22 protein-coding genes are annotated in these 25,823 nt (G+C 73.1%); 14 read left to right on the forward strand and 8 right to left on the reverse strand.

Annotated elements, in window-relative coordinates; all coding sequences use genetic code 11:
* Position 1: 1 nt before the first annotated feature.
* Positions 2 to 595, forward strand: a complete 594-nt coding sequence (locus KBX46_RS28340) for a DUF3043 domain-containing protein (RefSeq protein ID WP_088949466.1) — start codon at positions 2 to 4, stop codon at positions 593 to 595.
* A 193-nt stretch (positions 596 to 788) separates the two neighbouring features.
* A complete protein-coding gene (locus tag KBX46_RS28345) occupies positions 789 to 1,349 on the forward strand; it encodes a helix-turn-helix domain-containing protein (protein WP_088949467.1) in 561 nt (186 codons plus the stop codon).
* Positions 1,350 to 2,386: 1,037 nt separating this feature from the next.
* Here KBX46_RS28345 and KBX46_RS32755 read toward each other — a convergent pair.
* Entirely contained in the window at positions 2,387 to 2,986 is a 600-nt protein-coding gene (locus KBX46_RS32755) for a hypothetical protein (protein ID WP_247668311.1), read from the reverse strand.
* 1,674 nt (positions 2,987 to 4,660) lie between these two features.
* Here KBX46_RS32755 and KBX46_RS33215 point away from each other — a divergent pair.
* Positions 4,661 to 6,697 carry a WG repeat-containing protein gene (locus tag KBX46_RS33215; protein ID WP_374225032.1) on the forward strand — a complete coding sequence of 679 codons (2,037 nt, stop codon included), beginning with the start codon at positions 4,661 to 4,663 and terminating at the stop codon, positions 6,695 to 6,697.
* A gap of 44 nt (positions 6,698 to 6,741) precedes the next feature.
* Positions 6,742 to 7,740 (forward strand): aldo/keto reductase family protein, encoded by a 999-nt coding sequence (locus KBX46_RS28355; RefSeq protein WP_210794971.1) that lies wholly within the window; start codon positions 6,742 to 6,744, stop codon positions 7,738 to 7,740.
* A 96-nt stretch (positions 7,741 to 7,836) separates the two neighbouring features.
* On the opposite strand, the gene KBX46_RS28360 is transcribed toward KBX46_RS28355, so the two are convergent.
* Positions 7,837 to 8,637 (reverse strand): site-2 protease family protein, encoded by an 801-nt coding sequence (locus tag KBX46_RS28360; protein ID WP_088949469.1) that lies wholly within the window; start codon positions 8,635 to 8,637, stop codon positions 7,837 to 7,839.
* Positions 8,637 to 8,837: a hypothetical protein gene (locus KBX46_RS28365; protein ID WP_088949470.1), complete on the reverse strand. Its 201-nt coding sequence runs from the start codon at positions 8,835 to 8,837 to the stop codon at positions 8,637 to 8,639. The genes KBX46_RS28360 and KBX46_RS28365 overlap by 1 nt, the downstream gene beginning before the upstream one ends.
* A 212-nt stretch (positions 8,838 to 9,049) precedes the next feature.
* On the opposite strand from KBX46_RS28365, the gene KBX46_RS28370 reads away from it, so the two are divergent.
* From KBX46_RS28370 to KBX46_RS28380, 3 genes are all read left to right on the forward strand, one after another.
* The gene (locus KBX46_RS28370) at positions 9,050 to 10,984 is read left to right on the forward strand and encodes a bifunctional adenosylcobinamide kinase/adenosylcobinamide-phosphate guanylyltransferase (RefSeq protein WP_210794973.1); all 1,935 of its coding nucleotides are present in this window, start codon (positions 9,050 to 9,052) and stop codon (positions 10,982 to 10,984) included.
* Complete coding sequence (locus tag KBX46_RS28375) at positions 10,974 to 11,747, forward strand: adenosylcobinamide-GDP ribazoletransferase (RefSeq protein ID WP_210794975.1); 774 nt, start codon at positions 10,974 to 10,976, stop codon at positions 11,745 to 11,747. Before KBX46_RS28370 ends, KBX46_RS28375 begins: the two co-directional genes overlap by 11 nt.
* 67 nt (positions 11,748 to 11,814) lie before the next feature.
* The gene (locus tag KBX46_RS28380; protein WP_088949474.1) at positions 11,815 to 13,110 is read left to right on the forward strand and encodes a DUF2314 domain-containing protein; all 1,296 of its coding nucleotides are present in this window, start codon (positions 11,815 to 11,817) and stop codon (positions 13,108 to 13,110) included.
* A 96-nt stretch (positions 13,111 to 13,206) separates the two neighbouring features.
* On the opposite strand, the gene gcvT is transcribed toward KBX46_RS28380, so the two are convergent.
* Positions 13,207 to 14,337, reverse strand: a complete 1,131-nt coding sequence (gcvT, locus tag KBX46_RS28385) for a glycine cleavage system aminomethyltransferase GcvT (RefSeq protein WP_210794977.1) — start codon at positions 14,335 to 14,337, stop codon at positions 13,207 to 13,209.
* 162 nt (positions 14,338 to 14,499) lie between these two features.
* On the opposite strand from gcvT, the gene KBX46_RS28390 reads away from it, so the two are divergent.
* Positions 14,500 to 16,074, forward strand: coding sequence for a leucyl aminopeptidase (locus KBX46_RS28390; RefSeq protein WP_210794979.1), 1,575 nt, complete (start codon positions 14,500 to 14,502; stop codon positions 16,072 to 16,074).
* A 50-nt stretch (positions 16,075 to 16,124) separates the two neighbouring features.
* Here KBX46_RS28390 and KBX46_RS28395 read toward each other — a convergent pair whose 3' ends face one another.
* Complete coding sequence (locus KBX46_RS28395) at positions 16,125 to 16,454, reverse strand: hypothetical protein (protein ID WP_088949477.1); 330 nt, start codon at positions 16,452 to 16,454, stop codon at positions 16,125 to 16,127.
* Between the two features lie 178 nt (positions 16,455 to 16,632).
* Between KBX46_RS28395 and lpdA the strand changes: the two genes are divergently transcribed.
* Both lpdA and sucB read left to right on the forward strand, forming a co-directional pair.
* Complete coding sequence (lpdA, locus tag KBX46_RS28400; protein ID WP_210794981.1) at positions 16,633 to 18,024, forward strand: dihydrolipoyl dehydrogenase; 1,392 nt, start codon at positions 16,633 to 16,635, stop codon at positions 18,022 to 18,024.
* 67 nt (positions 18,025 to 18,091) lie between these two features.
* Positions 18,092 to 19,945: a 2-oxoglutarate dehydrogenase, E2 component, dihydrolipoamide succinyltransferase gene (sucB, locus tag KBX46_RS28405; RefSeq protein WP_210794983.1), complete on the forward strand. Its 1,854-nt coding sequence runs from the start codon at positions 18,092 to 18,094 to the stop codon at positions 19,943 to 19,945.
* 62 nt (positions 19,946 to 20,007) lie between these two features.
* Here sucB and KBX46_RS28410 read toward each other — a convergent pair whose 3' ends face one another.
* On the reverse strand, positions 20,008 to 20,943 hold the full coding sequence (locus tag KBX46_RS28410) for an SDR family NAD(P)-dependent oxidoreductase (RefSeq protein ID WP_210794985.1): 936 nt from the start codon (positions 20,941 to 20,943) through the stop codon (positions 20,008 to 20,010).
* Positions 20,944 to 21,097: 154 nt separating this feature from the next.
* Here KBX46_RS28410 and KBX46_RS28415 point away from each other — a divergent pair, with 154 nt between their 5' ends.
* Together KBX46_RS28415 and KBX46_RS28420 are read left to right on the forward strand one after the other, a co-directional pair.
* Complete coding sequence (locus KBX46_RS28415) at positions 21,098 to 22,435, forward strand: low temperature requirement protein A (RefSeq protein WP_210794987.1); 1,338 nt, start codon at positions 21,098 to 21,100, stop codon at positions 22,433 to 22,435.
* Positions 22,436 to 22,527: 92 nt separating this feature from the next.
* Complete coding sequence (locus tag KBX46_RS28420; protein ID WP_231927113.1) at positions 22,528 to 23,016, forward strand: hemerythrin domain-containing protein; 489 nt, start codon at positions 22,528 to 22,530, stop codon at positions 23,014 to 23,016.
* Here the strand turns inward: KBX46_RS28420 and KBX46_RS28425 are convergent.
* Entirely contained in the window at positions 23,006 to 23,425 is a 420-nt protein-coding gene (locus tag KBX46_RS28425; RefSeq protein WP_210794989.1) for a MerR family transcriptional regulator, read from the reverse strand. The two genes, KBX46_RS28420 and KBX46_RS28425, sit on opposite strands and share 11 nt — an antisense overlap.
* Before the next feature lie 54 nt (positions 23,426 to 23,479).
* On the opposite strand from KBX46_RS28425, the gene KBX46_RS28430 reads away from it, so the two are divergent.
* Positions 23,480 to 24,478, forward strand: a complete 999-nt coding sequence (locus KBX46_RS28430) for an aldo/keto reductase (protein ID WP_210794990.1) — start codon at positions 23,480 to 23,482, stop codon at positions 24,476 to 24,478.
* A 27-nt stretch (positions 24,479 to 24,505) separates the two neighbouring features.
* On the opposite strand, the gene KBX46_RS28435 is transcribed toward KBX46_RS28430, so the two are convergent.
* Positions 24,506 to 24,643, reverse strand: a complete 138-nt coding sequence (locus KBX46_RS28435) for a hypothetical protein (protein WP_210794992.1) — start codon at positions 24,641 to 24,643, stop codon at positions 24,506 to 24,508.
* A 102-nt stretch (positions 24,644 to 24,745) separates the two neighbouring features.
* Here KBX46_RS28435 and KBX46_RS28440 point away from each other — a divergent pair, with 102 nt between their 5' ends.
* A complete protein-coding gene (locus KBX46_RS28440; RefSeq protein ID WP_210794994.1) occupies positions 24,746 to 25,645 on the forward strand; it encodes a TIGR01777 family oxidoreductase in 900 nt (299 codons plus the stop codon).
* Positions 25,646 to 25,823: the final 178 nt, after the last annotated feature.

Genomic DNA, 25,823 nt, shown 5'->3' on the forward strand with positions numbered 1-25,823 from the left:
CGTGCCGTCGCTCTTTCGCCGCAAGTCCACCGACCTCGTCGACGAGGCCGTCACCTCGGTGACCCCCGAGGAGACCGCTGAGCGGTCCCGGGGTTACACCCCGGCCAAGGGTCGGGAGACGCCCAAGCGGCCGACCGTCGGTCGCCGTCCGGCCGGCCCCAGCCGCCCCCTCACGAAGGAGGAGGAGCGGGAGCGTCGCCGCCAACTGCGCGCCGAGGCCGCCTCGGAGTTCCGCCGTGAGGGCGGCCCCCGCGACCGCGGCCCGGAGCGGCTGTTGGCCCGCAACGTGGTCGACTCCCGGCGTACGGTCGGCACCTGGTTCTTCGGCGGCGCGCTGATCGTGCTGATCGGGTCGAACGCGGCCATGCCGCCCCTGGTCCGGTTGATCTCGAACGTGCTCTGGGGCGCGCTGGCGCTGGGCGTGGTCATCGACTCGATCCTGATCTGCCGCAAGATCAGCAAGCTGGTCCGCGAACGGTTCCCGAAGACCGACCAGCGCATGGGCTCGCTCTACCTCTACGCGGTCATGCGGTCGATCACCTTCCGGCGCATGCGCGCCCCGGCTCCCCAGGTCAAGCTCGGCGACAAGGTCTGACCGGGTCGGCCCGAGGGTCACCCACGCACTGGACAAGATCCGCACAACATCAGGGATGACGCTGCCTCCGGCACACCGGAGGGAGCACTTTCCCCGAAGTTGTGCGGTTCTTGCTTGAGGACGGGTCTGGTTCAGCATGCTGAACAGCTGATGCTGTTCGCCGAACCGAACGTTGATCCAGTGGAGCGACCGTATGCCTCCGGAACCCGCGGCCCCGCTGGCCACCATCGCCGCCGCCCTCCGCCGGGAGCGCGAACGCGTCGGCATCTCGCTCACCGAGCTGGCCCGGCGGGCGGGGGTCGCCGAGTCCACGCTCTCCCAACTGGAATCGGGCACCGGCAACCCGAGCGTGGAGACGCTCTGGGCTCTGGGCGTGGCACTCGGCGTCCCGTTCAGCCGGCTGGTGGAGCCGACCAACGACGGCGTACGGGTGGTCCGGGCAGGCGACGGGCCCCGGGTCCGCTCCGAGCGGGCCGACTTCACCGGCACGCTGCTCAGCGCGGGCGCGGCACACCTGCGCAGGGACGTCTACCTGATCGAGCTGGAGCCGGGCGCGATCCGCGCCGGTGAGGGGCACGCTCCCCGCAGTGTCGAGCACGTGGTGCTCGCCGCCGGCCGCCTGCGGGTGGGCCCCGAGACGGCTCCGGTCGAACTCAACCCCGGCGACTACGCCACCTTCCCCGGTGATGCACCGCACCGCTACGAGGCGCTCACGCCCGGCACGTTCGCCGTCCTCATCATGGAGCACCCCTGACCGAAGCCGGTGATCCCGCCCGATACGGGCGGTCGGCCAGTGCGGTAAGGTCGGAGACCAGATTCTGTTATAGGACCAAATGTCCGAAACCATTGGGATAACGTTTGCGCCCGTGGGCGGCGCCACAGTGGCGGTGAGCGAGCCCACGCCGTTACCCTCCATCGGCAGCCACGGGCTGCCGGAGCGGGCGATCTGACCGGCACGCGAGGCACCAGCGCGACAATTTGCAACGAGGTGACAAACGCCGTGAGCGAGCGGACGCGAGCTGGCCACCGGGGCGTGGCAGGCGGCGACCGGACGCCCGGAGGTCACCCCGCTGCGGCTGCGGACAGCTCGCCTCTGTCGAGGATCGGCCAAGTGGCCGGGTGTGGCGACGGGCTCGGCGGATGAACGGCCGTTACGACGACCGGTGGCCAGACCCGAACGAGCCGTCCTGGGTGGTCGAACCGACCACCGAGTGGCACCCCCAGTTCCCCGGCCAGCGCTACCCCGGCGACATCGGCGCCATCCACCAGCCGTCACCGCGTGGCCGCGCCACTGTGAGCGGCCGAGCCGAGGTGCCGCCGCTGGCACCGACCCGCCCGGACGGCACCTACCTCGGCCGTTCCTGGGCCGACGAACCGTCGGCGGAGGCGCCCCCCAACCGCTCCTGGGTGGACGAGGGGCCGGACGAGACACCGACCTACGGCCGGGCCCGCAGCGAGGTCGACGCGTCCGCCTACGGGCGGTCCGACAGCGCCGACTCCCGTCACTACGACCACGAGCCGTACCGCAGGCCCCTGCCCGAGCCACCTCGGCGCGACGAGCGCCGCACCTCCGAGTCGGACCGCCGTACCGCCTGGTCCGACCGACGGCCCGCCGACGAGCGGGGGCCGGCGCGGGAGGCCGCCTGGCACCGCGACCAGCCCGCCTCCGAGCGGTACGACGGCCGCCGCCCGCAGCAGGACCCCAGCGAGCGGGATCGGGGGTACCCGGGCGGAACCCCGGTCTCCCCCGCTCCCCGGTCCGACTCTGGCTGGATGCCCGAGCCGGACGACTCACCGCGTCGACGCGGCACGCAGGAGCGACCGGCCGCCGGTTACGAACGGCACCCCGGCGACGGGTACGGCGAACGACCCACCCGTGACCACAACGGCCGCACTGCCGACGACCGCCTCCCCGACGCCGCCGACCCGTGGGCGTCCGCGGACGCTCACCAGCGGTACCGCTCGGATGGATACCCGGACCGGGCGGCCGACGACGTTCGACGCCCGGAGCGGCGCTACCGCGCGGACGAGGGCGTCGAGGCGGCACAGGCGCCCAACGGTGGACGACGGCGACGACCCGAGCCGGAGATGCCCGAGCAGCCCCGCCGCGACGACGACCGGCGTCGGCCCGACACCGAGCCGCAACGGCAGCAGCCTCGTGAGGAGGCAGCCCGCGCCGAGTCGTACCCGGATCGGCGCCCCCGCGAGGAGGCCCGACCGGACGCCTACCGCGAGGACGGGTATCGAGAGCACGGGCCACGCGAGCACGGGCCGCGCGAGAACGGGTACCGCGAGCACGCGCCGCGCGAGCACGGACCACGCGAGGACGGGCACCGCGAGGACGGGCCACGCGAGAACGGGTACCGCCAGCCTCGGCCGCAGCCCAGCCAACCGCCGGACGGCAGCCTGCCCTGGCCGCCGCCGGGTCCGCTGCGTCCGGACCGCACCCGCGAGCAGAGCCACCGCACCGAGCCGCGCCGCGCCGCGGAGCCGCATCGTGCCCCCGACCCACACCGCAGCCCCGACCCACACCGCAGCCCCGACCCGTATCGCGGCGCCGACCCGGGCGTCCCGTCGCGGCCGGCCGCTCGGCCGGAGCGGCCGCCGGTCCCGCCGTCGCGCCCGGACGAGCGCCCGGAGGCCACCCCCTCCCGGTACGACGAGCGCCCCGCACGGCCCGCCGCGACGGCTCCACCGGTCACGCCGGGTCGCGCCACGCCGGTCTCCCCGGAACGAGGGGTGTCGCCAGCGCCCGTCTCCCCCGCCGCGCCCGGTCGGGACCGCCCGGTGTCGCCAGCGCCCGTCTCCCCCGCCGCGCCCGGTCGGGACCGCCCGGTGTCGGCAGCCCCGGTCTCCCCCGCCGCCGACCTGCCCGTCTCGGGTCCACCTGCCGCACGCCTACGGCTGGAGTACCTGCCCGCGCCGGTGGACCCACCCGTCTCCGACGAGCGGTCGGACGCCCCGCTGTCACCTGAGCGCCGAACGCCGGCCGACCCGACGCCAGCTGCCGGGCCGCACCCCGCCCCGCCGCCGCGTTACCCCGGTCCGGACGTCGGAGACCGCCCGGTGGACCAACGGCGCGGCGAGGACCTGGACCGTCGACGGGTCGACGACCCGGTGGACACCGGCGCGCCGACCGATCGCCGGCCGGTCCCGCCGGAACGCCCCCACTCGCCGGCCCAGACGGGCTCGCCGGAACGCCCCCACTCGCCGGCCCAGACGGGCTCGCGGGAGCACCCGCACTCGCCGGAGCGCCCGCACTCGCCGCAGTGGCCTTCCTCGTCCGAGCGGCAGGCCCCCACGGCGGACGCCCGCCCGTCGGTCGCGCCGCCGCCCGCCTGGCAGGTGCAGGCACCACCCCCCCCTGCCACCCCGACCCCTGCCACCCCGAACCCTCTCACGCCGAGCCCAGCCACCCCGCCCCCTGCGGCCCCGGCGCCCTCCGTGGAGGACGTCGACCTGGCGCTCCCGCTGGCCCCCGGCACACCGCGCCGCTACGTGCCCCCGCCGCCCTCGGAAGAGCCGGTGGCGCCCGTTCGGCAGTCCGACGACGTCTCGGCCGCCCGTGGGCCGGACGCGTGGTTCAGCCCCGCTCAGCAGGCCGAGCCCGAGCACAGCGAGGCGCCACCGTCGTCCGCCTCCGTCGACGAGGAATCGGACGACAACCTCGATCTCTCGGCGTCGGCCACGACAGACCGGGACCCGTCGACACCCACATCCCTCGCTCACGACGCTCCGTCCCGCGAGCCCTCAGTCGGGTCGACCTCGGCCGACCTCCCGGAGCCGATCTCCGCGCCACCCGCGGACCCGACCACCGGTGCCACCCACACCTGGGCGGACGACCCAGACGACACACCGTCGGCCGCCGAGCCGGATTCGCTGGAGGGCGACCGGCCGGTCTCCGGCATCCCTGCCACGACGCTGCCGCACCACCAGCACGAGGACGTCGCCACTCGTCCCACCGAGGACACCGCCCCGATAGAGCACGACCCGACGGACGAGGCCGCGACACACGACCATTCGGGGTACGCGCCGGACGGTTCAAGCAGCGCAGGACCGACGGACGTGTCGGCGGCCGACGACTGGTCGTTCCCCGTTGTGCCGCCGTCCCGACCCGAGACAGCTGACGACGGCGTGCACGAACCCGTCTCGGCACCGCCGGTTTCGGCCCCACCGGTCTCCGCACCGCCCGCAACCCCGGTCTCCGCACCACCGGTCGCCTCAGCACCGGTATCCGCACCGCCAGCGCCGGTCTCCGCACCGCCCGCGCCCCCGGACTCCGCGCCCCCGGTCTCCGCACCGCCCGCGTCACCGTTAGCTGCGGCGCCCGTGTCCGCGCCACCCGCGCCGGTCTCCGCACCGCCCGCGCCCCCGGACTCCGCGCCCCCGGTCTCCGCACCGCCCGCGTCACCGTTAGCTGCGGCGCCCGTGTCCGCGCCACCCGCGCCGGCGGAACCGACCTTCCTGGCGCCGGTGTCCGCACCGCCCGCGTCGATGCCACCGCCCGACGCGGCGCCCGTCTCCGAAGGGCCGACCTCCCCCGCGCCCATGCCGGCAGCGCCCGTCTCCGCGCCACCCGCTTCGACGATGCCGACGTCCGCGCCACCCGCCTTCGCGCCGCCCGTCTCCGCGCCACCCGCATTCGCGCCACCCATGCCGATGTCCGCGCCACCCGCCTCGGCCGTCCCCGGTCCGAGGAACGGCTTCAGCGGGGACAGCGCGCCGGTGTCCGCACCACCCGCCGCACCACCCGCCGAAGCCGCACCACCCGTCGACACCGCGCCGGCGGTGGCCCGCCCGTCGCTGGCCGACCCGGGCGACCCGGAGCAGGTCCTGGCCGCGTACCGCTGGCGGTTGGACCCGGTGACGCTGCGCGAGGAGCTGACCGAACCGGACGACCTGCGGGCCATTCGGCGGCGACTGACCGAGAAGCTGGGCTCGGCGAACGACAACCGCGCCCGGGCCCGGTTGCTGAGCCTCCGGGCGGTGGCCTCGCGGATCCTCGGCGACCTGGACGACGCGCTGGCCGATGGTCGGCTCGCCCTCACCTATGCCGAGGCCACCGGCGAGCTGCGCCGGACCGCGCTGGCCCAGGCCCGGTTGGCGCACGTCCTGCGGTGGCGCGGCAACTTCGCCGAGGCCGACCAGCTCTTCGCCCAGGCCAACTCGGTCGAGCTTCCCGACCGGTTGCGGGCCGCGCTGCACGAGCACGCCGGGCGGTCGTGTTACGACCAGGGACGGCTCATGGAGGCCTGCGAGCACTTCGAGCAGGCGCTCAACCTGCGCGGCGCCGGCGACGCCGAACTGCTGCACCGGGTCCGGGTGGCCCTCGACGCGGTCAGCGTCCGGGCCACGGCGGACGGCTTCGGGCCGTACCCCCGGAGTCGGGACGAGGTGCTCGACCGTGACCGACCCCCGGTGCCGGACCGCGACGGGCCGCTGTGGGGTTACACCGGCCAGGACGGCGAAGTGGTCATCCCCGCCCGGTACGCCGAGGCGCAGCCGTTCCACGACGGGTTGGCCTGGGTCCGCCGGCCCGACACCGACCGGTGGTCGTTGATCAACCTGCTCGGTACGACGGTGATCCCGCCGTCCTACCGGGCGGCGCACCCGTTCAGCGACGGCCTGGCCTGGGTGGTCGGTGAGGGCGGATGGACGGCGATCGACGCGACCGGCACCGTGCAGGTGCCGCCCAACTTCGCCGAGGTACGACCGTTCCGCCGCGGGTTGGCCGCGGTACGCCGCGAGGGTTGGGGAGCGGTGGACCGGACCGGCCGGATCGTCGTTCCGACCCGCTACCACGGGTTCGTCACCGAGTTGGCCGACGGCCAGCAGGTCGACGGTTTCACCGACGAGGGCCTCGCCGTGGTCGACGTGGCGGGCCGGCGCGGTGTGGTGGACCGCACCAATGCGGTGCTGGTCCCCCCGACGCACCCGATGCTGGTCATCCACCCGGTGGCCTTCCTGGTCGGCAACGAGACCGGGCGGTGGGGTGCGCTGGACCGGCGCGGCCTGCCACTGATCGACCTGGTGCACCGCGATCGCGACGAGGTGCTGGAGGAGATCGACCGGCTACTCACCGACGCCAATCCGGTGCTCTGAGTGGCCGGTCGACGGTCGTGATCCACCGGAGTTAGGGTCGGTACATGGAATTCCGACACCTGGGCCGTTCCGGCCTGATGGTCAGCGAGATCTCGTACGGCAACTGGATCACCCACGGTTCACAGGTCGAGGAGGACGCGGCCTTCGCCTGCGTCCAGGCCGCACTCGACGCGGGAATCACCACCTTCGACACGGCCGACGTGTACGCCGGCACCCGGGCCGAGGACGTGCTCGGTCGGGCGTTGCAGAACGAGCGCCGCGAAGGGCTGGAGATCTTCACCAAGGTCTACTGGCCGACCGGGCCGGGCCGTAACGACCGTGGCCTCTCCCGCAAGCACATCATGGAGTCGATCAACGGCTCGCTGCGGCGGCTGCGCACCGACTACGTGGATCTCTACCAGGCCCACCGGTACGACAGCAGCACGCCGCTGGAAGAGACGATGGAGGCGTTCGCCGACGTCGTGCACTCCGGCAAGGCGCACTACATCGGCGTCTCCGAGTGGAGCGCCGCGCAACTGCGCGCCGCGCACCCGCTCGCCCGGGAGCTGCACATCCCGCTGGTCTCCAACCAGCCGCAGTATTCGATGCTCTGGCGGGTCATCGAGGCCGAGGTCGTGCCGGCCAGCGAGGAGCTGGGCATCGGGCAGATCGTCTGGTCGCCGATGGCGCAGGGCGTGCTCTCCGGCAAGTACCTGCCGGGGCAGCCGCCGCCGGCCGGTTCCCGCGCGACCGACGAAAAGTCCGGCGCGGGCTTCATCTCCCGGTTCATGAACGACGACGTGTTGACCCGGGTGCAGCAGCTCAAGCCGATCGCCGAGCAGGCCGGGCTGAGCATGGCCCAGCTCGCGGTGGCGTGGGTCCTGCAGAACCCGAACGTCTCGTCGGCGATCATCGGCGCGTCGCGTCCGGAGCAGGTGTACGACAACGTGAAGGCGGCCGGGGTCAAGCTCGACTCCGCGCTACTCAAGGCGATCGACGAGATCGTCGAGCCGGTCACCGAGCGGGACCCGTCGAAGACCGAGTCCCCCGCGCAGCGTCCCTGACGCCGCTCCGGGTCGGCCGACGCGAGAGGTTCGCGCCGGCCGGCCCGGTCAGCTCAGCCGGTTGCCAGGCCTGGTCAGCTCAGCCCTGCGGTCAGCTCAGCCCTGCCAGAAGCGGATCAGGTCCAGGCCGGTGGCGTAGAGCCAGGACGGCAGGCCCAGGGCGTCACCGACCGCGAAGACCCCGTCGAAGAACCAGCCGCCGATGCGCGGGTTCCACAGCAGCGCGAAGAGCAGGATGAAGCCGTACGGGGCGAACAGGTCGTACATCTTGCGCCACTGCGGGTTGAGCCACGGCTGGATCATGTTGCCGCCGTCCAGACCCGGCACCGGCAGCAGGTTGAGCACGCTCGCGGTGATCTGCAGGAAGGCGAGCAGCGCCACCCCAGCCCAGAACTCCACCGGGCCACCCGCCGACTGGGTGCCGATCCGCACCGCCGCCACCAGCACCAGCGCGAACAACACGTTGGTCGCCGGGCCGGCGAGGCTGACCAGGGTGTGCCGCAGTCGACCCGGGATGGCATGCCGGTCCACCCAGACCGCGCCGCCGGGCAGGCCGATGCCGCCGAGCAGCACCACCACCACCGGCAACACGATCGACAGCAGCGGGTGCGTGTATTTCAGCGGGTTGAGCGTCAGATAGCCCCGGTGGGCGATGTCCCGGTCGCCGGCCCGGTAGGCGACCACCGCGTGGGCGTACTCGTGCAGGCAGAGCGACACCAGCCAGCCGGACACCACGAAGAGGAACACGTTGAACCGGGCATTGCCGTACCCGTTCCAGGCCAGCACCCCGCCGGCCACGAAGAGAGCGACCAGGCCGAGGAAGACCGGGCTGGGCCGGAAGGCCGCCTTGGGCACGCCGAGGACCAGCCCGTCGGCACCCGGCCGGTCGTAGGCCATCACTCGGCCGTGGGCAGCAGGCTCATCCGGTAGTCCACCCGGTCGTCCTCCATCAGCGCGACCGAGGTGACGCCGGACGCCGCGAGCTCCCGCCAGGTCTGACCGATCCAGGATTCGGCGTCGGCCTGGCTGCCGAACGATTCCGCCGGCCCCTCGACCGTCTGACCGTCCGTGCCCTCGTACCGCCAGCTCCACGCCATGCCGCGTCTCCCCTCGCCGCTGAAGTCCCCGTGGGACGAACCCCCGCCAGCGTAGTCGGCCCGGCGCGCAACGGCCCCTCGCTAGCCCCCGCCGGGACCCGCAGGTGGATCAATCCGGTTGGCGGCCGGGCCCGCAGCACCGACGGCGGGTCCTTCGACCACCACGCCGGGCCGGCAGGCACCGCCACCCCCGGCGGCCTTAAGGTACGGGCATGTCCGTAGACGGGTGGAACACGGTCCTGGTGCTCGGCGGTACCCGGTCTGGCAAGTCCGAGTTCGCCGAGTCCCTGGTCACCGACGCGCCGGTGGTCCGCTACGTCGCCACCGCGCCCGAGGGCGACCCGGAAGACACCGAGTGGGCCACCCGGCTGGCGACGCACCGCGCCCGTCGACCGGGCAGCTGGACCACCGAGGAGACCACCGAGGACCCGCGCCGGTTGGCCGACGTGCTCGAGTCCGCCGAGCCGAACGAGACGCTGCTCGTCGACGACCTGGGCGGCTGGGTGACGGTGCTGCTCGACCCGGACCACCAGCCCGCCGACGACGTCGCAACGATCGCCGAGCTGGCCGAGGCGCTGCGCGGCTGCGCGGCGCGGGTGGTGCTGGTGAGCCCCGAGGTGGGGCTGTCGTTGGTGCCGACCACCCCGCTGGGCCGGGCGTTCACCGACGCGTTGGGCGCGGCCAACCGTGCGGTCGCCGACGCCTGCGACGCGGTGGCGCTGGTCGTCGCCGGTCAGCCGGTCTGGCTGAAGCCGGCCGCCACCACGATCGCCCAGTCGGCCCCTGCCGCCGCGCCGTCGGCTTCGGCCCGCGTGACCGGGCCGGCCGTCGCGAGCCTGGCCGACGCCGAGCCCACCCCCGAGGTGCAGCTGCCCGACGTGTTGACGCACGCGCCGCCGGCCGCCCCGAACCAGGAGCCCGGCAACCCCTGGGCCGCGCCGACCATGGCACTGCCGATGGTGGCCACCGGGCTGGTCATCCAGCCCGGCATGGAGCTGCCGATGCCCGACGAGTACGCGGGCCCGCAGGCGGTGGACCGGCTGGCCACGCTGGACGTACCGGGCGCCGGGCTGGGCGTGCTGGACCGGGTGGTCGGCTTCGCCGCCGGCACCCAGGGCACCTCGACCCCCCGCGCCTGGAGCTCGGTGCGGGTGTTGCTGCTGCACGGCGACCACGCTGGCGGCGGGTCGGCCGGCACCATCGCCGGTGAGTCGGCGCGACGAGCCGCGCAGGCCCGCGCGGGCAAGGGCGCGTTGGCGCGGCTGGCCGCCGAGAGTGGTGCCAGCCTCCAGGTGGTGGACGCCCCGGCCTCCGCCCCGATGGAAGACCAACCGGCGCTCTCACCCGATCAGGTGGAGTCCGCGCTGCGCTACGGCTGGCGGCTGGCCGAACAGGCGGCCGACGCCGGCGTACAGCTGCTGGTCCTGGGGGCGTGCGGAGCCGGCACCGAGGCGGCGGCCGCAGCGGTGCTCGCGGCGACGGCCGGCGCGGAGCCGCCCGCCGTGCTGGGCCGGGTGATCACCGACTCCGGTGAGATCGACGACGCGGCGTGGATGGTCCGCTGCGCGGCGGTACGCGACGCCCTGCACCGCACCCGCCGCTCGTCGCGTGGTGCCAAGGACATCCTGGCCGAACTGGGCGGCGGCGACGTCGCGGTCGCCACCGGTGTGCTGCTCGGCGCCACCGCGCGCCGGGTGCCGGTGCTGCTCGACGGGCCGATCGGGGTGGCCGCCGGCATGGTCAGCCGGGACCTGGCCGGGCAGGCCCGGCACTGGTGCCTGCTCGCTGACCACGGTGGGCACCCGGCGGTGCGGCTCGCCGCGGACGTGCTCGGCCTCACCCCGCTGCTCGACCTGCGGATGGATCTCGGTGAGGGCGCGAACGCGCTGGTCGCGCTACCGCTGCTGCGCTCGGTGCTGGCGCTGTCGGCCGCGCTGCCGGTCCACCCGTCGCTCGGCGGCGACGACGAAACGGACCCGGCCGCCGACGAGCCGCAGCCCAGCTACCCCGCCGTGAACGACCCGTACGTGAACGACAGCGACCCGGACCTCGCCGAGCCCGACTTCGCCGAGCCGGAACCGGCCGGGCCGGGCCCGGCCAGCACCGGTGCGGACGAGCAGCCGGCGTCGGGCTGGCGTGCCGGCTGAGTCGCGGCTCCTCGCGGGCACCCGGCTCGCGCTCACCACGTTCACCACGCTGCCGGTCCGCGCCGGACGGATCGACCGCCCGGTGGCCGGCGCCGCGATGGCGCTCGCCCCGGCGGTCGGCGCGCTGCTCGGCGCCCTGCTGGCCGGTGTGCTGCTGCTGACCGGCGCTGTCGCTCCCCCACTGGTGGCCGCCGGTGTGACGGTCGGCGCCGCCGCCCTGCTCACCCGAGGGCTGCACCTGGACGGGCTCGCCGACACCGTGGACGCGCTCGGCTCGTACCGGCGGGGCGCGGCCGCGCTGGAGATCATGAAGAAGCCGGACGTCGGCCCGTTCGGGGTGGTCGCCCTGGTGGTCGTACTCCTGGTGCAGGCGGCGGCGCTGGCCGACCTGGCGGGGCGGTCCTGGCCGGCGTGCGTCGCCGCGGTGGTCACGGCGACCGCCGCCGGGCGGCTCGGCGTCACGGTGGCCTGCCGGCGCGGAGTGCCGGCGGCCCGGCCGGACGGGCTCGGCGCGCTCGTGGCCGGCACCGTCGGCCCGCTGGCCCTGACCGCCGGCGCGATCGCCGTCGCGCTGCTGGCGGTCGGCGCGGTGCCGGGCCGCCCGTGGCAGGGGCCGCTGGCCGTGGCCGTCGCGCTCGCCGTCGCGTTACTGCTGCTCAACCACGTGGTACGCCGGCTCGGCGGGATAACCGGGGACGTTCTCGGCGCGACCGTCGAGGTGGTCACCACGCTGGTCTACCTGGGTCTGGTGCTGTCCGGCTGAACCGGGCGCGGCAGGCCGGGTAGCGTTCGGCTCGACAGCACCGGCACGGCCACCGGGGGAACCAGAAATGCTCATCACGGACGACTTCCTGCCCGTACCGGTGCCGGAGTCGCTCAGCGCGACCTACCTGGTGCCGATGGCGGGGCTGCCGAAGGTCAGCGCGAAGACCGCTGTGGCGGCGCTGACCGGCCGGCTGGCCGAGCCGGTCCACGGGCTGGCCAGGCAGATGCTGGACAGCCCGCTGATGAGCGTCGACACCCGGCCGATCACCGAGTTCCCCGAGCTGCCACCGGACCTGCTCACCGCGTTCGGCGCCACCGAGGAGCAGCTGGCCCGGCTGGCCGCGGCGACCCACCTGGTGGTCGTACAGGCGGAATACCGGCCGGGTTGGCCGCCCGCGCACGAGTGGGCGGCCCGGGCGGTCGCGGCCGCCGTGGCGGAGTCCGTCGACGGCGACGTGGTGGACGTGTTCGGCCTGCAGTTCCTCGACCCGGCGACCGCGTTGCGCTCACTCCCCGACGAGCAGGGGCGCATCCGGCTGGTCGACTGGGTCCTGGTGCCGTACTCGTCGGACACCGAGGGGCTCTGGTTCACCACCAAGGGGCTGCGCCGCTTCGGGCTGCTGGAGTTGCAGACCCAGGGGGTGCCCGACCACCTCACCCGCGCCTGGGGTGCGGTGATGACCGGGGCGGCACGCCGGCTGCTGCGGGACTGGACCGACGGGCTCACCGGCGAGGAGGTGCCGGCGTTCGTGCAGCTCCCGGTGCTCGCCACCGTCACCGGTCACGACATCGCGGTCGCGTACGGCAACCCGGAGCAGCACGGCGCGACCGCCCCGGTGCTGCTGCGCCTGGAGCTGGACCCGGCGACCGACCCGGAGGCCGACTCGTTCCTCAGCCTGCGCCCACCGGCCGGGCACCCGGGCCCGGACGGGCGCTACTACGCCGCCGCCTGCGCGACCCTGTTCTCCGGGATCCAGCCCGACGTGCGCTACGCCCGCTCGGGTGACGCGATGAGCCGGGCGGTCGCCACCGCCCGGGCCGCGCTGGGTGACGCGCGCGCCCGTTTCGTCGCCGGTCACCTTCCCGCCGAGTCGCAGCTCGTGGTCAAGTACGGCCTGCCCGGCGACGACGGCCCGGAGTACGTCTGGGCGGGCGTCACCTCGTGGGAGGCCCCGGAGCGGATCGTCGGCGTGAGCGCCAGCGACGCCAACACCGACCCGTCGGTCCGCATCGGCGCACCGGTCGTGGTGGAGGCGACCGACGTGGTCGACTGGGCGGTCCTGGACGCGACCGGCGTCATCGAAGGCGGCTGGACCCAGGCCGTCCTGGATTCCGGCGAACCCCCAACCCCCACGCGCTGACCCGCCCCCACTTTTCCCAGTTGATCAAGAGGTTTGCGTCAGAATCTCGTCCGGACGTGACGCAAACCTCTTGATCACCGGGGCGGGCGGGGCGGGTTACTTCACTGAGGGGGTTACGAAGGGGGGTTTCGTCAGCTTCAGGGGGGCTCGGCGGCCTCTGATGTCGATCTCCACCTCGTCGCCCTCGGCCAGGTTGGCGTCGGTGTTCAACAGGGCCAGCGCAATGCCCTGCTTGCGAGTCGGCGAGAAGGTGCCGCTGGTCACCTCGCCGACCTGGGTGTCTCCCACGTGCAGGGTCATCCCGGGCCGCGGGATCGCGCGGTCGACGGCCACCAGGCCGCGCAGCGTACGCCGGGGGCCGGCGGCCTTCTCGGCGAGCAGCGCGTCGCGGCCCCAGAAGGCCGGCTTGTCCCAACCGACCGCCCAGCCGGAACGGGCCTGCACCGGGCTGATGTCCAGGGACAGGTCCTGCCCGTGCAGCGGATAGCCCATCTCGGTACGCAGCGTGTCCCGGGCGGCCAGGCCGCAGGCCCGCAGCTCGAACGCCGCACCCGCGGCGAAGAGCGCGTCCCACACGGCCACGGCGTGCTCCGCCGGCACCACCAGCTCGTAGCCCAGCTCGCCGGTGTAGCCGGTACGGCAGACGGTCAACTCCATCCCGGCCAGGCTCGCGGCGGAGAAGCTCATGTAGCCGTGCTCGACGGGGAGGTCGAGGGCGGCCAGCAGCTCGGCCGAGCGGGGGCCCTGGACGGCCAGCACGGCGTACGCCTCGTGCTCGTCGGTGACGGTGACCTGCGCGGGCGCGGCGGCGCGCAACCGGCGCACGACCTCGGCGGTGTTCGCGGCGTTCGGGATGAGGAAGACGTGGTCGTCGGCGTACAGGTAGGCGATGATGTCGTCCACCACACCACCGGTGGCGTCGTCGCAGCAGAGCGTGTACTGCGCTCGGCCGGGGCCGATCCGGCCCAGGTCGTTGCTGAGGCAGGCGTTGACGAAGTCGGCCGCGCCGGGGCCGCTCACCCGAGCCTTGCCCAGGTGCGACACGTCGAAGACCCCCACCGCGGTCCGCACCGCGGCGTGCTCCTTGAGCACACCGCCGCCGGCGTACTCCAGCGGCATCTCCCAACCCCCGAAGGGGGCGAACTTGGCGCCGGCGGCGGTGTGCCGCTCGTGCAGCGGGGAACGACGCAGCCGGGTCGCGGCGGCGTCGGAGGTCACGTCGGTCATGGGTGGCAACTTACCGGGGGCAACGTGGCTGGTTAGCATCGGCGGGAGCCCGCTGGCGCTGTCGGCGGGACAGCCATGACGTCCGGCGGGTAGGTTCCGCCGGAGACCTTCACCGCCGGTACGCGACGCCGCGACCGGCCCGGCCCGCCCGGAGTAGCTTCAGTGACATCACCCCGCACCACCAACCTGAGCCTGGTCGACACCGACCCGGCCGAGCTCGCCGTCGACGCGATCGTGATCGGCGTGCACAGCCAGACCGGAGAGCAGGACGCCACCAGCGGCCTCGCCGGCACCCTGCTGCTCGCCAGCGGCGCGGAGAGCATCGCCGTCGCCTTCGACGGCAAGCTGACCGAGACCCTCGCGCTGCTCGGTGCGACAGGTGGGCCGGGTGAGGTCGTCAAGCTGGCCACGCTGGGCACCGTGACCGCGCCGCTGGTCGTCGCGGTCGGGCTCGGCCCGGAGCCGTCGGGTGCCGCCCCGGCCCCGGAGACGCTGCGCCGGGCCGCCGGTACGGCGATCCGGGCCCTGGCCGGCGCTCCGAAGGTCGCCCTGTCCCTGCCGGTGCCGGACGACGCGGACGCGTCGGCGGAGCTGCGCGCGGTCGCCGAGGGTGCGCTGCTCGGCGGGTACCGGTTCGCCGGCTACAAGACCCGCCCGCAGCCGACCCGGCGGGAGCCGGTCGCCGAGGTGCTCATCGCGGTGCCGGACGCCGGTGACGCGGGCGCCCAGGCGGAGGTCACCCGGGCGCTGGCGGTGGCGGGCGCGGTCCGGACCAGCCGGGACTGGGTGAACACCGCGCCGAACGAGCTGCGTCCGCCGTCGTTCGCCGACGCGGTCGCCGACGCCGCCCGTGCCGCGGGCCTCGACGTCGAGGTGCTGGACGAGGCGGCGCTGGCCGCCGGCGGGTACGGCGGCATCGTCGCGGTCGGGCAGGGCTCGGAGGCCCCGCCGCGGCTGGTGAAGCTCACCTACACCCCGCAGAGCGGTGGCAACGGCAAGCGGGTCGCGTTGGTCGGCAAGGGAATCACCTTCGACACCGGCGGCATCTCGATCAAGCCGGCGCAGGGCATGTGGGAGATGAAGTCCGACATGGCGGGCGCCGCCGCGGTCGGCGCGGCCATGCTGGCGATCGCCGCGCTGAAGCCGGCGGTGGCGGTCAGCGCGTACCTGCCGATGGCGGAGAACATGCCGTCGGGCACCAGCTACCGGCCGGGCGACGTGATCACCATGTTCAACGGCAAGCGCGTCGAGGTGCTCAACACCGACGCCGAGGGCCGGATGGTCCTGGGTGACGCCATGGCCCGCGCCTGCGCGGACGGCACCGACTACCTGTTCGAGACCTCCACCCTGACCGGCGGCCAGGTGATCGCGCTGGGCAAGCGGATGGCCGGCGTGATGGGCACCCCGGAGCTGTGCGACCGGGTCCAGGCGGTCGGCGACGCGGTCGGCGAGCCGGCGTGGCCGATGCCGCTGCCCGACGACGTGCGCAAGGGCATGGAGTCCGACGTGGCGGACATCTCGCAGGTCAACGCCGGCATGGACCGGGCCGGTCACATGCTGCAGGGCGGGGTGTTCCTGCGCGAGTTCGTGACCGACGACGTGGCCTGGGCGCACATCGACATCGCCGGGCCGGGCTACCACTCGGGCGAGCCGACCGGCTACTGGACCAAGGGCGGCACCGGCGTCCCGGTCCGCACCCTGGTGCAGCTTGTAGAGGACGTCGCCGCCAACGGCTGACGGATGTCCCGGAAGGGCCACCTGCGTTGGCAGGTGGCCCTTCCGCACGTTCAGTACTGCTCGGGGCGACGTTTGCGGCGCTCGTTGAAGTCGCGCATCCGCTGCGGGTAGCCCATCAGCCGGACGTCGTACACGGGGATGCCCATCCGGTACGCGAAGCGCCTGGCGCCGTCCGGGCCGTCGATGCGCCGGCGGGTCCACTCCCCGTCGTCGGCGATCAGGATGACAGTGGTCTCCGTCACCGTCGTGCGGGGTTCGATGTACGCCTCGACGCCGCGCCGACTGCGGATGAAGTTCTCCAAATGGTCCAGATCGCCGCGACTGGCAGCGCGGTCATGGCTTGGCACAGCCGTCTGTTTGCGGCGCCGGAACAAGCCCACCGGATCTCTCCCCCATGTTGCGTCATCGACGAAGGTGCCAAGGGTACGTGTCGATGACGTGTCGTTGGGCACCTCGGTACGCACCCTGTGCCCAGTGGTGACAAGATGACCGAGGTGGGGTGTGTCCCTGTTACACCTCTGTGACCCCCGATGCAGCGACGCGACCTGGGAGTTGGACGTGAGCGAGCCGAACGAAGCGACCTTCGACATTGTCATTCTCGGAGGTGGCAGCGGCGGCTACGCGACCGCGCTGCGCGCCGTCCAGCTGGGCCTGAAGGTCGCGCTGGTCGAGAAGGGCAAACTCGGCGGCACCTGCCTGCACAACGGTTGCATCCCGACGAAGGCCCTGCTGCACGCCGCCGAGATCGCCGACCAGGCCCGCGAGTCGGAGCAGTTCGGCGTCAAGGCCGAGCTGATCGGCATCGACATGGCCGGGGTCAACTCGTACAAGGACGGCGTGATCGCCCGCCTGTACAAGGGCCTGCAGGGCATGTTGAAGGGCAACAAGGGCATCACGATCGTCGAGGGCCACGGCAAGCTGGTCGGCAAGAACGTGGTCGAGGTGGACGGCAAGCGTTACACCGGCCGCAACATCGTCCTGGCCTCCGGCTCGTACGCGAAGAGCCTGCCCGGCCTGGAGGTCGACGGCGAGCGGATCATCACCAGCGACCACGCCCTCACGATGGACCGGGTGCCGTCGTCGGTGATCGTGCTCGGTGGCGGCGTGATCGGCGTCGAGTTCGCCAGCGTGTGGAAGTCCTTCGGTGTGGACGTGACGATCGTCGAGGCGCTGCCCCGGCTGGTCGCCGCCGAGGACGAGGAGTCGTCCAAGGCGCTGGAGCGGGCGTTCCGCAAGCGGAAGATCAACTTCAAGGTCGGCAAGCCGTTCGAGAAGGTCGAGAAGACCGAGAGCGGCGTCAAGCTGACGATCTCCGGCGGCGAGACCGTCGAGGCGGAGTTGCTGCTGGTCGCCGTGGGTCGCGGCCCGAACACCGCCAACCTCGGGTACGAGGAGCAGGGCGTCAAGATGGACCGCGGCTACGTGCTGACCGACGAGCGGCTGCGCACCAGCGTGCCGAACGTCTACGCGGTCGGCGACATCGTGCCCGGCCTCCAGCTCGCGCACCGCGGCTTCCAGCAGGGCATCTTCGTCGCCGAGGAGATCGCCGGGCAGACCCCAGCCGTGATCGACGAGGTCGGCATCCCGCGCGTCACCTACTGCGACCCGGAGCTGGCGTCGGTGGGCCTCACCGAGGCCAAGGCCAAGGAGCAGTACGGCGCCGACAAGATCCAGTCGTACAACTACCCGCTCGGTGGCAACGGCAAGAGCCAGATCCTCAAGACCACCGGCTTCGTGAAGCTGGTCCGGGTCGAGGACGGCCCGGTGGTCGGCGTGCACATGGTCGGCGCCCGGGTGGGTGAGCTGATCGGTGAGGCGCAGCTCATCTACAACTGGGAGGCCTACCCGGCGGAGGTCGCCCAGCTCGTGCACGCCCACCCGACTCAGAACGAGGCCCTGGGCGAGGCGCACCTGGCCCTCGCCGGCAAGCCGCTGCACGCGCACGCCTGATCATCCACAACCGCGGCGTCCGGCGACGGGCGAAGATCCCACCAGGGGAATGAAGGAGTCTCAGAAAATGCCGGTATCGGTCACCATGCCCCGGCTCGGCGAGAGCGTCACCGAGGGCACCGTCACTCGCTGGCTCAAGCAGGAGGGCGACACGGTCGAGGTCGACGAGCCCCTGCTCGAGGTCTCCACCGACAAGGTCGACACCGAGATCCCGTCGCCCGCTGCCGGCGTGCTGAGCCGGATCGTGGTCGGTGAGGACGAGACCGCCGAGGTGGGCAGCGAGCTGGCTGTCATCTCCGGTGAGGGCGAGTCGACCGGCGGTGGCGAGGCCGCCCCGCAGGAGCAGGCCCCGACCGAGGAGGTCGAGCCGGCCGCCGAGCCGACGGCCGCCGCCGAGGGCACCGCCGACGAGGTGGCCCAGGACGAGGCGCCGACCGAGGCGCCGACCGAGGCGCCGGCTCCGGCCGCCGCTTCCTCGGGCGAGGGCACCGCGGTGAAGATGCCGGCCCTGGGTGAGAGCGTCACCGAGGGCACTGTCACGCGCTGGCTGAAGCAGGTCGGCGAGACCATCGAGGTCGACGAGCCGCTGCTGGAGGTGTCCACCGACAAGGTGGACACCGAGATCCCGTCGCCGGTCGCCGGCACTGTGCTGGAGATCAAGGTCGCCGAGGACGAGACCGCCGACGTCGGCGCCGACCTGGCGATCATCGGCGTTGCCGGTGCGGCCCCCGCCGAGGCCAAGCCCGAGCCGAAGCCCGAGCCGAAGGCGGAGGCCAAGCCGGCGCCCAAGGCCGAGCCGAAGCCGGAGCCGAAGGTCGAGGAGCCGACCCCCGGCATGTCGTACAACGAGCCGGCCGCGGAGACCGAAAGCTCGGCGCAGCCGGCGAAGACCGAGCAGGCCTCGCAGCCTGCCGCGCCGGCCTCGACGCCGCCGCGTCCGTCCGCCCCGGCGCAGGGTGGCGGCGAGGAGGCCGCCGGGTACGTGACCCCGCTGGTGCGCAAGCTGGCCGGTGAGCACGGCGTCGACCTGTCCTCGCTCAACGGCACCGGTGTGGGTGGCCGGATCCGCAAGCAGGACGTGCTGGAGGCCGCCGAGAAGGCGAAGGCCGCCAAGGCCGCCCCCGCTGCCGCACAGCCGGCCGCCGCACCGTCGGCGGCCCCGGCCAAGCCGGCCGAGAAGCCGCAGCCGAGCAGCAAGCGGGGCACCACCGAGAAGCTGCCGCGCATCCGGGCGACCATCGCCAAGCGGATGCAGCAGTCGCTGCACGAGACGGCCCAGCTCACCACCGTGGTCGAGGTGGACGTCACCCGGGTCGCCAGGTTGCGGACGCGGGCGAAGGAGTCGTTCCAGGCCAAGCACGGCGTGAAGCTGTCCTTCCTGCCGTTCTTCGCGCTCGCCGCCATCGAGGCGCTCCAGACGTACCCGATCGTCCAAGCCAGCATGGACCTGGAAGGTGGCACGATCACCTACCCGGCGGCCGAGCACCTGGGCGTCGCCGTGGACACCGAGCGCGGGCTGCTCGTGCCGGTCATCCACAACGCCGGTGAGCTCAACATGGGCGGCATCGCCAAGCGGATCGCCGACCTGGCCGAGCGCACCCGGGCCAACAAGATCACCCCGGACGAGATGGCCGGGGCGACCTTCACGGTGACCAACACGGGCAGCCGGGGCGCGCTCTTCGACACCCCGATCGTGCCGTCGCCGCAGTCGGCGATGCTCGGCACGGGTGCCGTGGTCAAGCGGCCGGTCGTGGTCAACGACCCGGAGCTGGGCGAGGTCGTCGCGATCCGGTCGATGGTCTACCTGGCCATGTCCTACGACCACCGGCTGATCGACGGCGCCGACGCCGCTCGCTTCCTGACTGCGGTCAAGGAGCGGCTGGAGGCCGGCAACTTCGAGTCGGAGCTGGGCCTGGCCTGATCTGCCCGCAACGCCGAGAGGGCGCCCCGGTCGTCGACCGGGGCGCCCTCTCGTGTGCGTCCTCAGGCCTTGAGCAGCGCGGTCGACACCTTCCAGAGCCGCTCGGCGGCCTCCGGGTCCAGCGCGTACGCGGCGACTCCCGTCCGCCCGCCGGGCTGGGCGGGGGCGGCCTCCTGACAGTCCTCGAAGTAGCGCCCGCCCACACCGTCGAGCAGTGGCGACGCGGCGACCAGCACCGAGGTGGCGGCGCCCTGTTCGACGGTCTTCCAGGCCGCCGCGTTGCCCGCACGCAGCCGGTCCAGTTCCCTCTCGCTGACGTAGCGCTGGAGGTTGGTCCGGATCGCGCCGGGCATCAGCGAGTTGGCCGTGATGCCGTCGTCGGCCCAGAGCCGGGACGCCTCGACGGCGAACAGCACGTTGGCCGTCTTGGACTGCCCGTACGCCTGCCACGGCTCGTACTCCCGCTGGTCGTACTGGATGTCGTCGAAGACCACCGGTGAGCGCAGGTGGGCGGCGGAGCTGACCGAGACGATCCTGGCCCCGTCGCCGGACGCGAGTGCCGGGCGCAGCCCGGTGGCGAGCGCGAAGTGCCCGAGGTGGTTCGTGGCGAACTGCATCTCCCAGCCCTGCGGGGTGCGGGACAGGGGCGCGGCCATGATGCCGGCGTTGTTGACCAGGATGTGCAGCGGTCCGTCCCAGTTGGCGACGAAGTCGGCGATCGAACCCTGGTCAGCGAGGTCGAGCGGGGCGACCAGGACGCGGTCGTTGCCGGTGGTGCCGGTGATGTCGTCGGCGGCCTTGTGGCCGGCGTCGGGGTTGCGGACGGCCAGGGTGACCTCCGCGCCGGCGCTGGCCAGGGCGCGGGCGGTTTCCACGCCGATGCCGGACGACCCGCCGGTGACGATCGCCCGCCGACGGACGAGGTCCACACCCCGGATCACGTCCATGGCCGTGGAGGTATGGGCGAACGAGGTGGTGATCGGGTTGTTCGTCGTCATGATCCATCCTTGTCCAGGGTGGGTCGGACCGACCGGCCCGCTGCCGGAGGCGGTAGTCCCGGTGTTTTCCCGAGCCGGACCGGAGGTAACGCCGGACACCGTCGCCATCGCTGTTCAGGCCTCCGAGCAGGCCGGACGCTGCCAGAGTGGGATCGTGGGCGGCTACCGGCGGGGTGGACAGCTGGGACCGGCCGTCCCGATTGCTCCCGGTGCCCGGGTGGACAAGTTCGAGGTCTTCTTCGACCTGGTCTTCGTCTTCTCGTTCTTCATCATCACGCGGGCGACCGCCGCCAACATCTCCGGCCGGCAGCTGTTGCACGCCGCTCTGGTGCTCGCCGTGCTCTGGTGGATCTGGGTGGTGCACAGCCTGGTGGCCACCCGGGTCCGGCTCGGCGAGGGCTACGTCCCGGTGCTCATGGTGATCGCGATGGTCGCCCTGTTCGCGTTCGCGCTGGCGCTGCCGCAGGCCTTCAACGACCCGAAGGGGAGCGCCGCCGGCCCGATGCTGGTGGCCATCAGCTACGTCGTGGTCCGCGGCATCCACTGGATCCTCTACCAGCATGTGGTGCGGGACAGCCCGCAGGAGCGGCGGCAACTGCGGCGCTTCGCCCCGGAGCTGGCGGTGAGCATCGTGCTGCTGCTGGCCGCCGCGCTGATTCCGCCGCAGATCACCAACCCCGACCAGGCCGCCATGGTCCGCGACGGGCTGTGGATCACCGTGGTGGTGGTGCAGTACGCCACCGGCTTCATCGTCGGCACCTGGGGCTGGGGGGTGACCAGCGCCGAGCACTGGACGGAGCGCTACGACCTCATCCTGATCATCGCGCTGGGCGAGTCCATCATCTCCACCGGGGTGGGCGGCAATCTGCTCGGCAAGCCGGTGACCTGGCCGGCGGTGGCTGCCGCGGCGCTCGGCATCGTGGTCACCGCCGCCCTGTGGTGGGCGCACTTCGACTTCATCGGGCCGGCCGCCCGGATCGCCCTGCACGCGGCCGAGGGTGCCCCCCGGGTGGCCATGGCCCGCGACGCGTACGCGTACCTCTACCTGCCGATGATCGCCGGGGTGATCCTCTTTTCCATCGGTAACGAGGAGGTTCTGCACAAGATCACTGACCCGGCCGGCGGGATCGCCGAGAAGGTCGAGGGACCGGCCGTGCCGATGCTCTTCGGCGGGTTGATCTGCTACTTCGCCGTCAACCTGTTGTTCCAGCTGCGCACCCTGCACACCGTCAGCTGGACCCGCGTCGGCGTCATCGTGGTGCTCATCGCGGCCCTCCCGGTCGGTCAGCACCTGCCGGCGCTGGGCGCGCTCACCCTCGCGACAGTGATCTGCGTGGCGCTGGTGGCCGTGGAGGTGATGGTGATGTCGGATTCCCGGCACGCGTTGCGCTCCGCCGTCTTCCAGGAGCGGACCAGCCACGAGGCCCACGAGGCCGCCTGGCGGGCGCGCTGGCACGACGTCCGGGAGACCGACGAGCCAACCACGCCGTGATCGGTTCGGGATAGACTCCGGCGCAGCGTCGCGGTGTACCCGGCACGAAGGCCGCCGTGGGCATGGAGGCGCGGGGACAGCATGGGACAAACGTGCACCCGACCGGTTCACCGGCCGACCGGCTCGCCGCCGTCGGCAATCAAATGATCGAGATCCACCTCTGGCTCAGGGCGGAACTGACCCGTCTCCGGGCAAACCTCGACGCCCCGTCCCGGGACCTGCGGGCGCACTGCCTGACCTTCTGCGCCGCACTGGGCCGACACCACACCGGCGAGGACGCGGGCGCGTTCCGGCTGCTGGCCGAGCAGGTCCCCGAACTACGCCCGGTCATCGCGAACCTGATCACCGATCACGAGGTGGTGGCGGGGATCCTGGAGCGGGTCGAGGCGCTGCTTGCCGGCGACACGGCGGTGCCCCTCGCCCAGGTGCGCGGCGAGCTGGACGGGTTGGCCGCCCTGCTGGAGTCGCACTTCCGTTACGAGGAGAAGCGGTTGGTCTCCGCGCTGAACGCGCTCACCGGCCGGCCCGGGACGGCCGAGGAACTCCTCGGTCTGACCGTGCCTCCGCAGGTCACCGACTGACGGCTGGGCCGGGCCGGGTGGCGGTCGGCTGCTCGGCCTCCGGCGCCGGCCCGGGCAGCCGCTCGTAGAAGCGGATCTTCTCCCGCAGGTGCTCGTACTGGCGGCTCAGCAGGAGCATCTGCTCCTCGACCCGAACAGCGTGCTGTTTCAGCAGCTCCCGCCGCTCGTCGACGGTGTGGTCGCCTTCGCGGGCCAGCTCCGCGTAGCGGCACATCTGGGCGATCGGCATCCCGGTGTCGCGCAGACAGCGGAACAGCACCAGCCAGCCGAGATCGTCGTCGGTGAAGACCCGCTGACCGCCCGTCGTCCGGCCCACGTCGGCGAGCAGGCCGATCTTCTCGTAGTAGCGCAGGGTGTCGAGGCTGAAGCCGCTGCGGCGGGCAGCCTCCGCGGGGGCGTAACCGCTCATGTCGAGATCGTAGTGCTTGACCTGGAGCACACTCCAGGTTGGAGGCTGGTGACCATGACGACGACACGAACGCTGGGACGCAGCGGCATCGAGGTGAGCGCAATCGGGATGGGGTGCTGGGCGATCGGGGGCCCGCTCTGGGGTGACGGCGGGCAGCCGTTCGGCTGGGGCGAGGTCGACGACGACGAGTCGATCCGCACCATCCACACTGCAATCGAGCTTGGGGTGACCCTGTTCGACACGGCCAGCAACTACGGCGCCGGGCACAGCGAGCGGATCCTCGGCCGGGCCCTGGCCGGCCGGCGCGACAGCGCGGTGATCGCCACCAAGTTCGGCAACGTCAGTGAGGAGACCACCCGGCGGGCGCTCGGCACCGACGCCAGCCCGGCCTTCGCGGTACGCAGCCTGGAGGACTCGCTGCGCCGCCTCGGCACCGACCACGTCGACCTCTACCAACTGCACCTCAACGACCTGCCGGTGCCCGCCGCACTCGATCTGGTCGACACCCTGGAGGCCCTGGTCGACCAGGGCAAGATCCGGGCGTACGGGTGGAGCACCGACAACCCCGCCTCGGCGGAGGCGTTCGCGGCGGCCGGCCCGCACTGCGCCGCCATCCAGCACGACGAGTCGGTGCTGCGCGACAACGCGGCGGTGCTGGCGGTCTGCGACAGCCACGACCTGGCCAGCCTCAACCGCGGGCCGCTGGCGATGGGGCTGCTCACCGGGTCGACCCGGGCCGTCGGGTCGGACGACGTGCGCGGGCGGGCGCCGGAGTGGCTGGAGTGGTTCACCGGCGGTCGGCCGACACCGCGCTGGGCGGCCCGGGTGGAGCAGGTCCGCGCGGCGCTCACCGCCGACGGACGGACCCTCGCACAGGGCGCGCTGGGCTGGCTGCTGGCGCGCAGTCCGCGTACCGTGCCGATCCCCGGCCTGCGCACGGTGGCCCAGGCCGAGGAGAACCTGGCGACCCTGACGCTCGGCCCGCTGAGCGCCGAGACGTACGCCGAGGTGGAGCGACTGCTCGCCGACCTGCGCCCGGCCCACGCGGCCTGACCGCCGCAGCCCTCGCCCCAGGCGCCGTCACCGGAAGTCGTCCGCGTGCTCGGCGGCCCACTGCCGGAACGTGCGCCCGGGGCGTCCGGTCACCTGCTCGACGTCCGGGGCAACCCAGCCGTTGCCGTCGGGATGGCGACCCATCTCCAGGAACCACTCGATCACCTCGGTCGGGTAGTGGGTTCCGTCGCGAATTCGTTCACCGGAACGCCCCGCCACCGGCGGCCCCACGCATCTCCCGGTGGCGTTCTGGACGAAGATGGGGGTATGCGCATCCTTCTGGCCGGCGCGTCCGGCTTCCTCGGCACCCGGCTGGCCGACCGGCTCACAGCGGACGGGCACCAGATCACCCGGCTGGTCCGTCGCCCGCCGCGCGACCCGCAGGAGCGGCGGTGGGACCCCGCAGCCGGGCAGCTCGACCCGGCCGTGGTCGCCGAGGCGGACGCGGTGATCAACCTGGCCGGCGCGGGCGTTGGCGACAAGCGCTGGAACGACGACTACCGGCGGTTGATCCGGACCAGCCGGGTGGACAGCACCACCACACTGGCGACCACCATCGCCGGGCTTCCCGCCGCCGACCGACCACGGGCGTTGCTCAACTCCTCGGCCGTGGGGTGGTACGGCAACACCGGTGACCGGGCCGTCGAGGAGGACGCACCGGCCGGCGAGGGCTTCCTGGCCGACGTCTGCCGGGTGTGGGAGGCCGCGACCCGGCCAGCCGAGGACGCCGGGGTACGCGTCATCCGGATGCGCACCGGCCTGCCACTGGACCGCGACGGCGGATTGCTCAAGCCGCAGCTGTTGCCATTCAAGCTGGGCATCGCCGGCCGGCTGGGCAGCGGCCGGCAGTGGCTGCCGTGGATCTCGTTGGCCGACTGGCTGGGCGCGACCCTCTTCCTGCTGGACCACGACGAGGTCGCCGGCCCGGTCAACGTGGTGGGGCCGAACCCGGTGACGAACGCCGAGTTCACCCGCGAGCTGGCCCGACAGCTGCACCGCCCGGCGATCATCCCGATCCCCGCGCTGGCGCTCAAGGTGGCCCTCGGCGGCTTCTCCCACGAGGCCCTGACCAGCACCCGCGTCCTCCCCGGCGTCCTGACGAGAGCCGCCTACCGCTACCAGCACCCCACCCTCCCCGAAGCCCTCCAGACGGCCCTGACCCCCTGAACACCCCCGCCGCCGTTCGCGTTGATCATGAAGTTGTTGTCACCCGCCTCGGCTTGGGGTCAAGGGGTGAGTGCAATCGTCAGGTGGCGATGAGGTGGTCCAGGCGCTCGGCTGGGGTTGCCCAGCCGAGTGTCTGGCGGGGGCGGGTGTTCATCTCGTGGGCGACTTCGTCGAGGCC

The organism is Micromonospora sp. C81 (genome assembly GCF_018070425.1).
Taxonomy (GTDB): Bacteria; Actinomycetota; Actinomycetes; order Mycobacteriales; family Micromonosporaceae; genus Micromonospora; species Micromonospora zamorensis.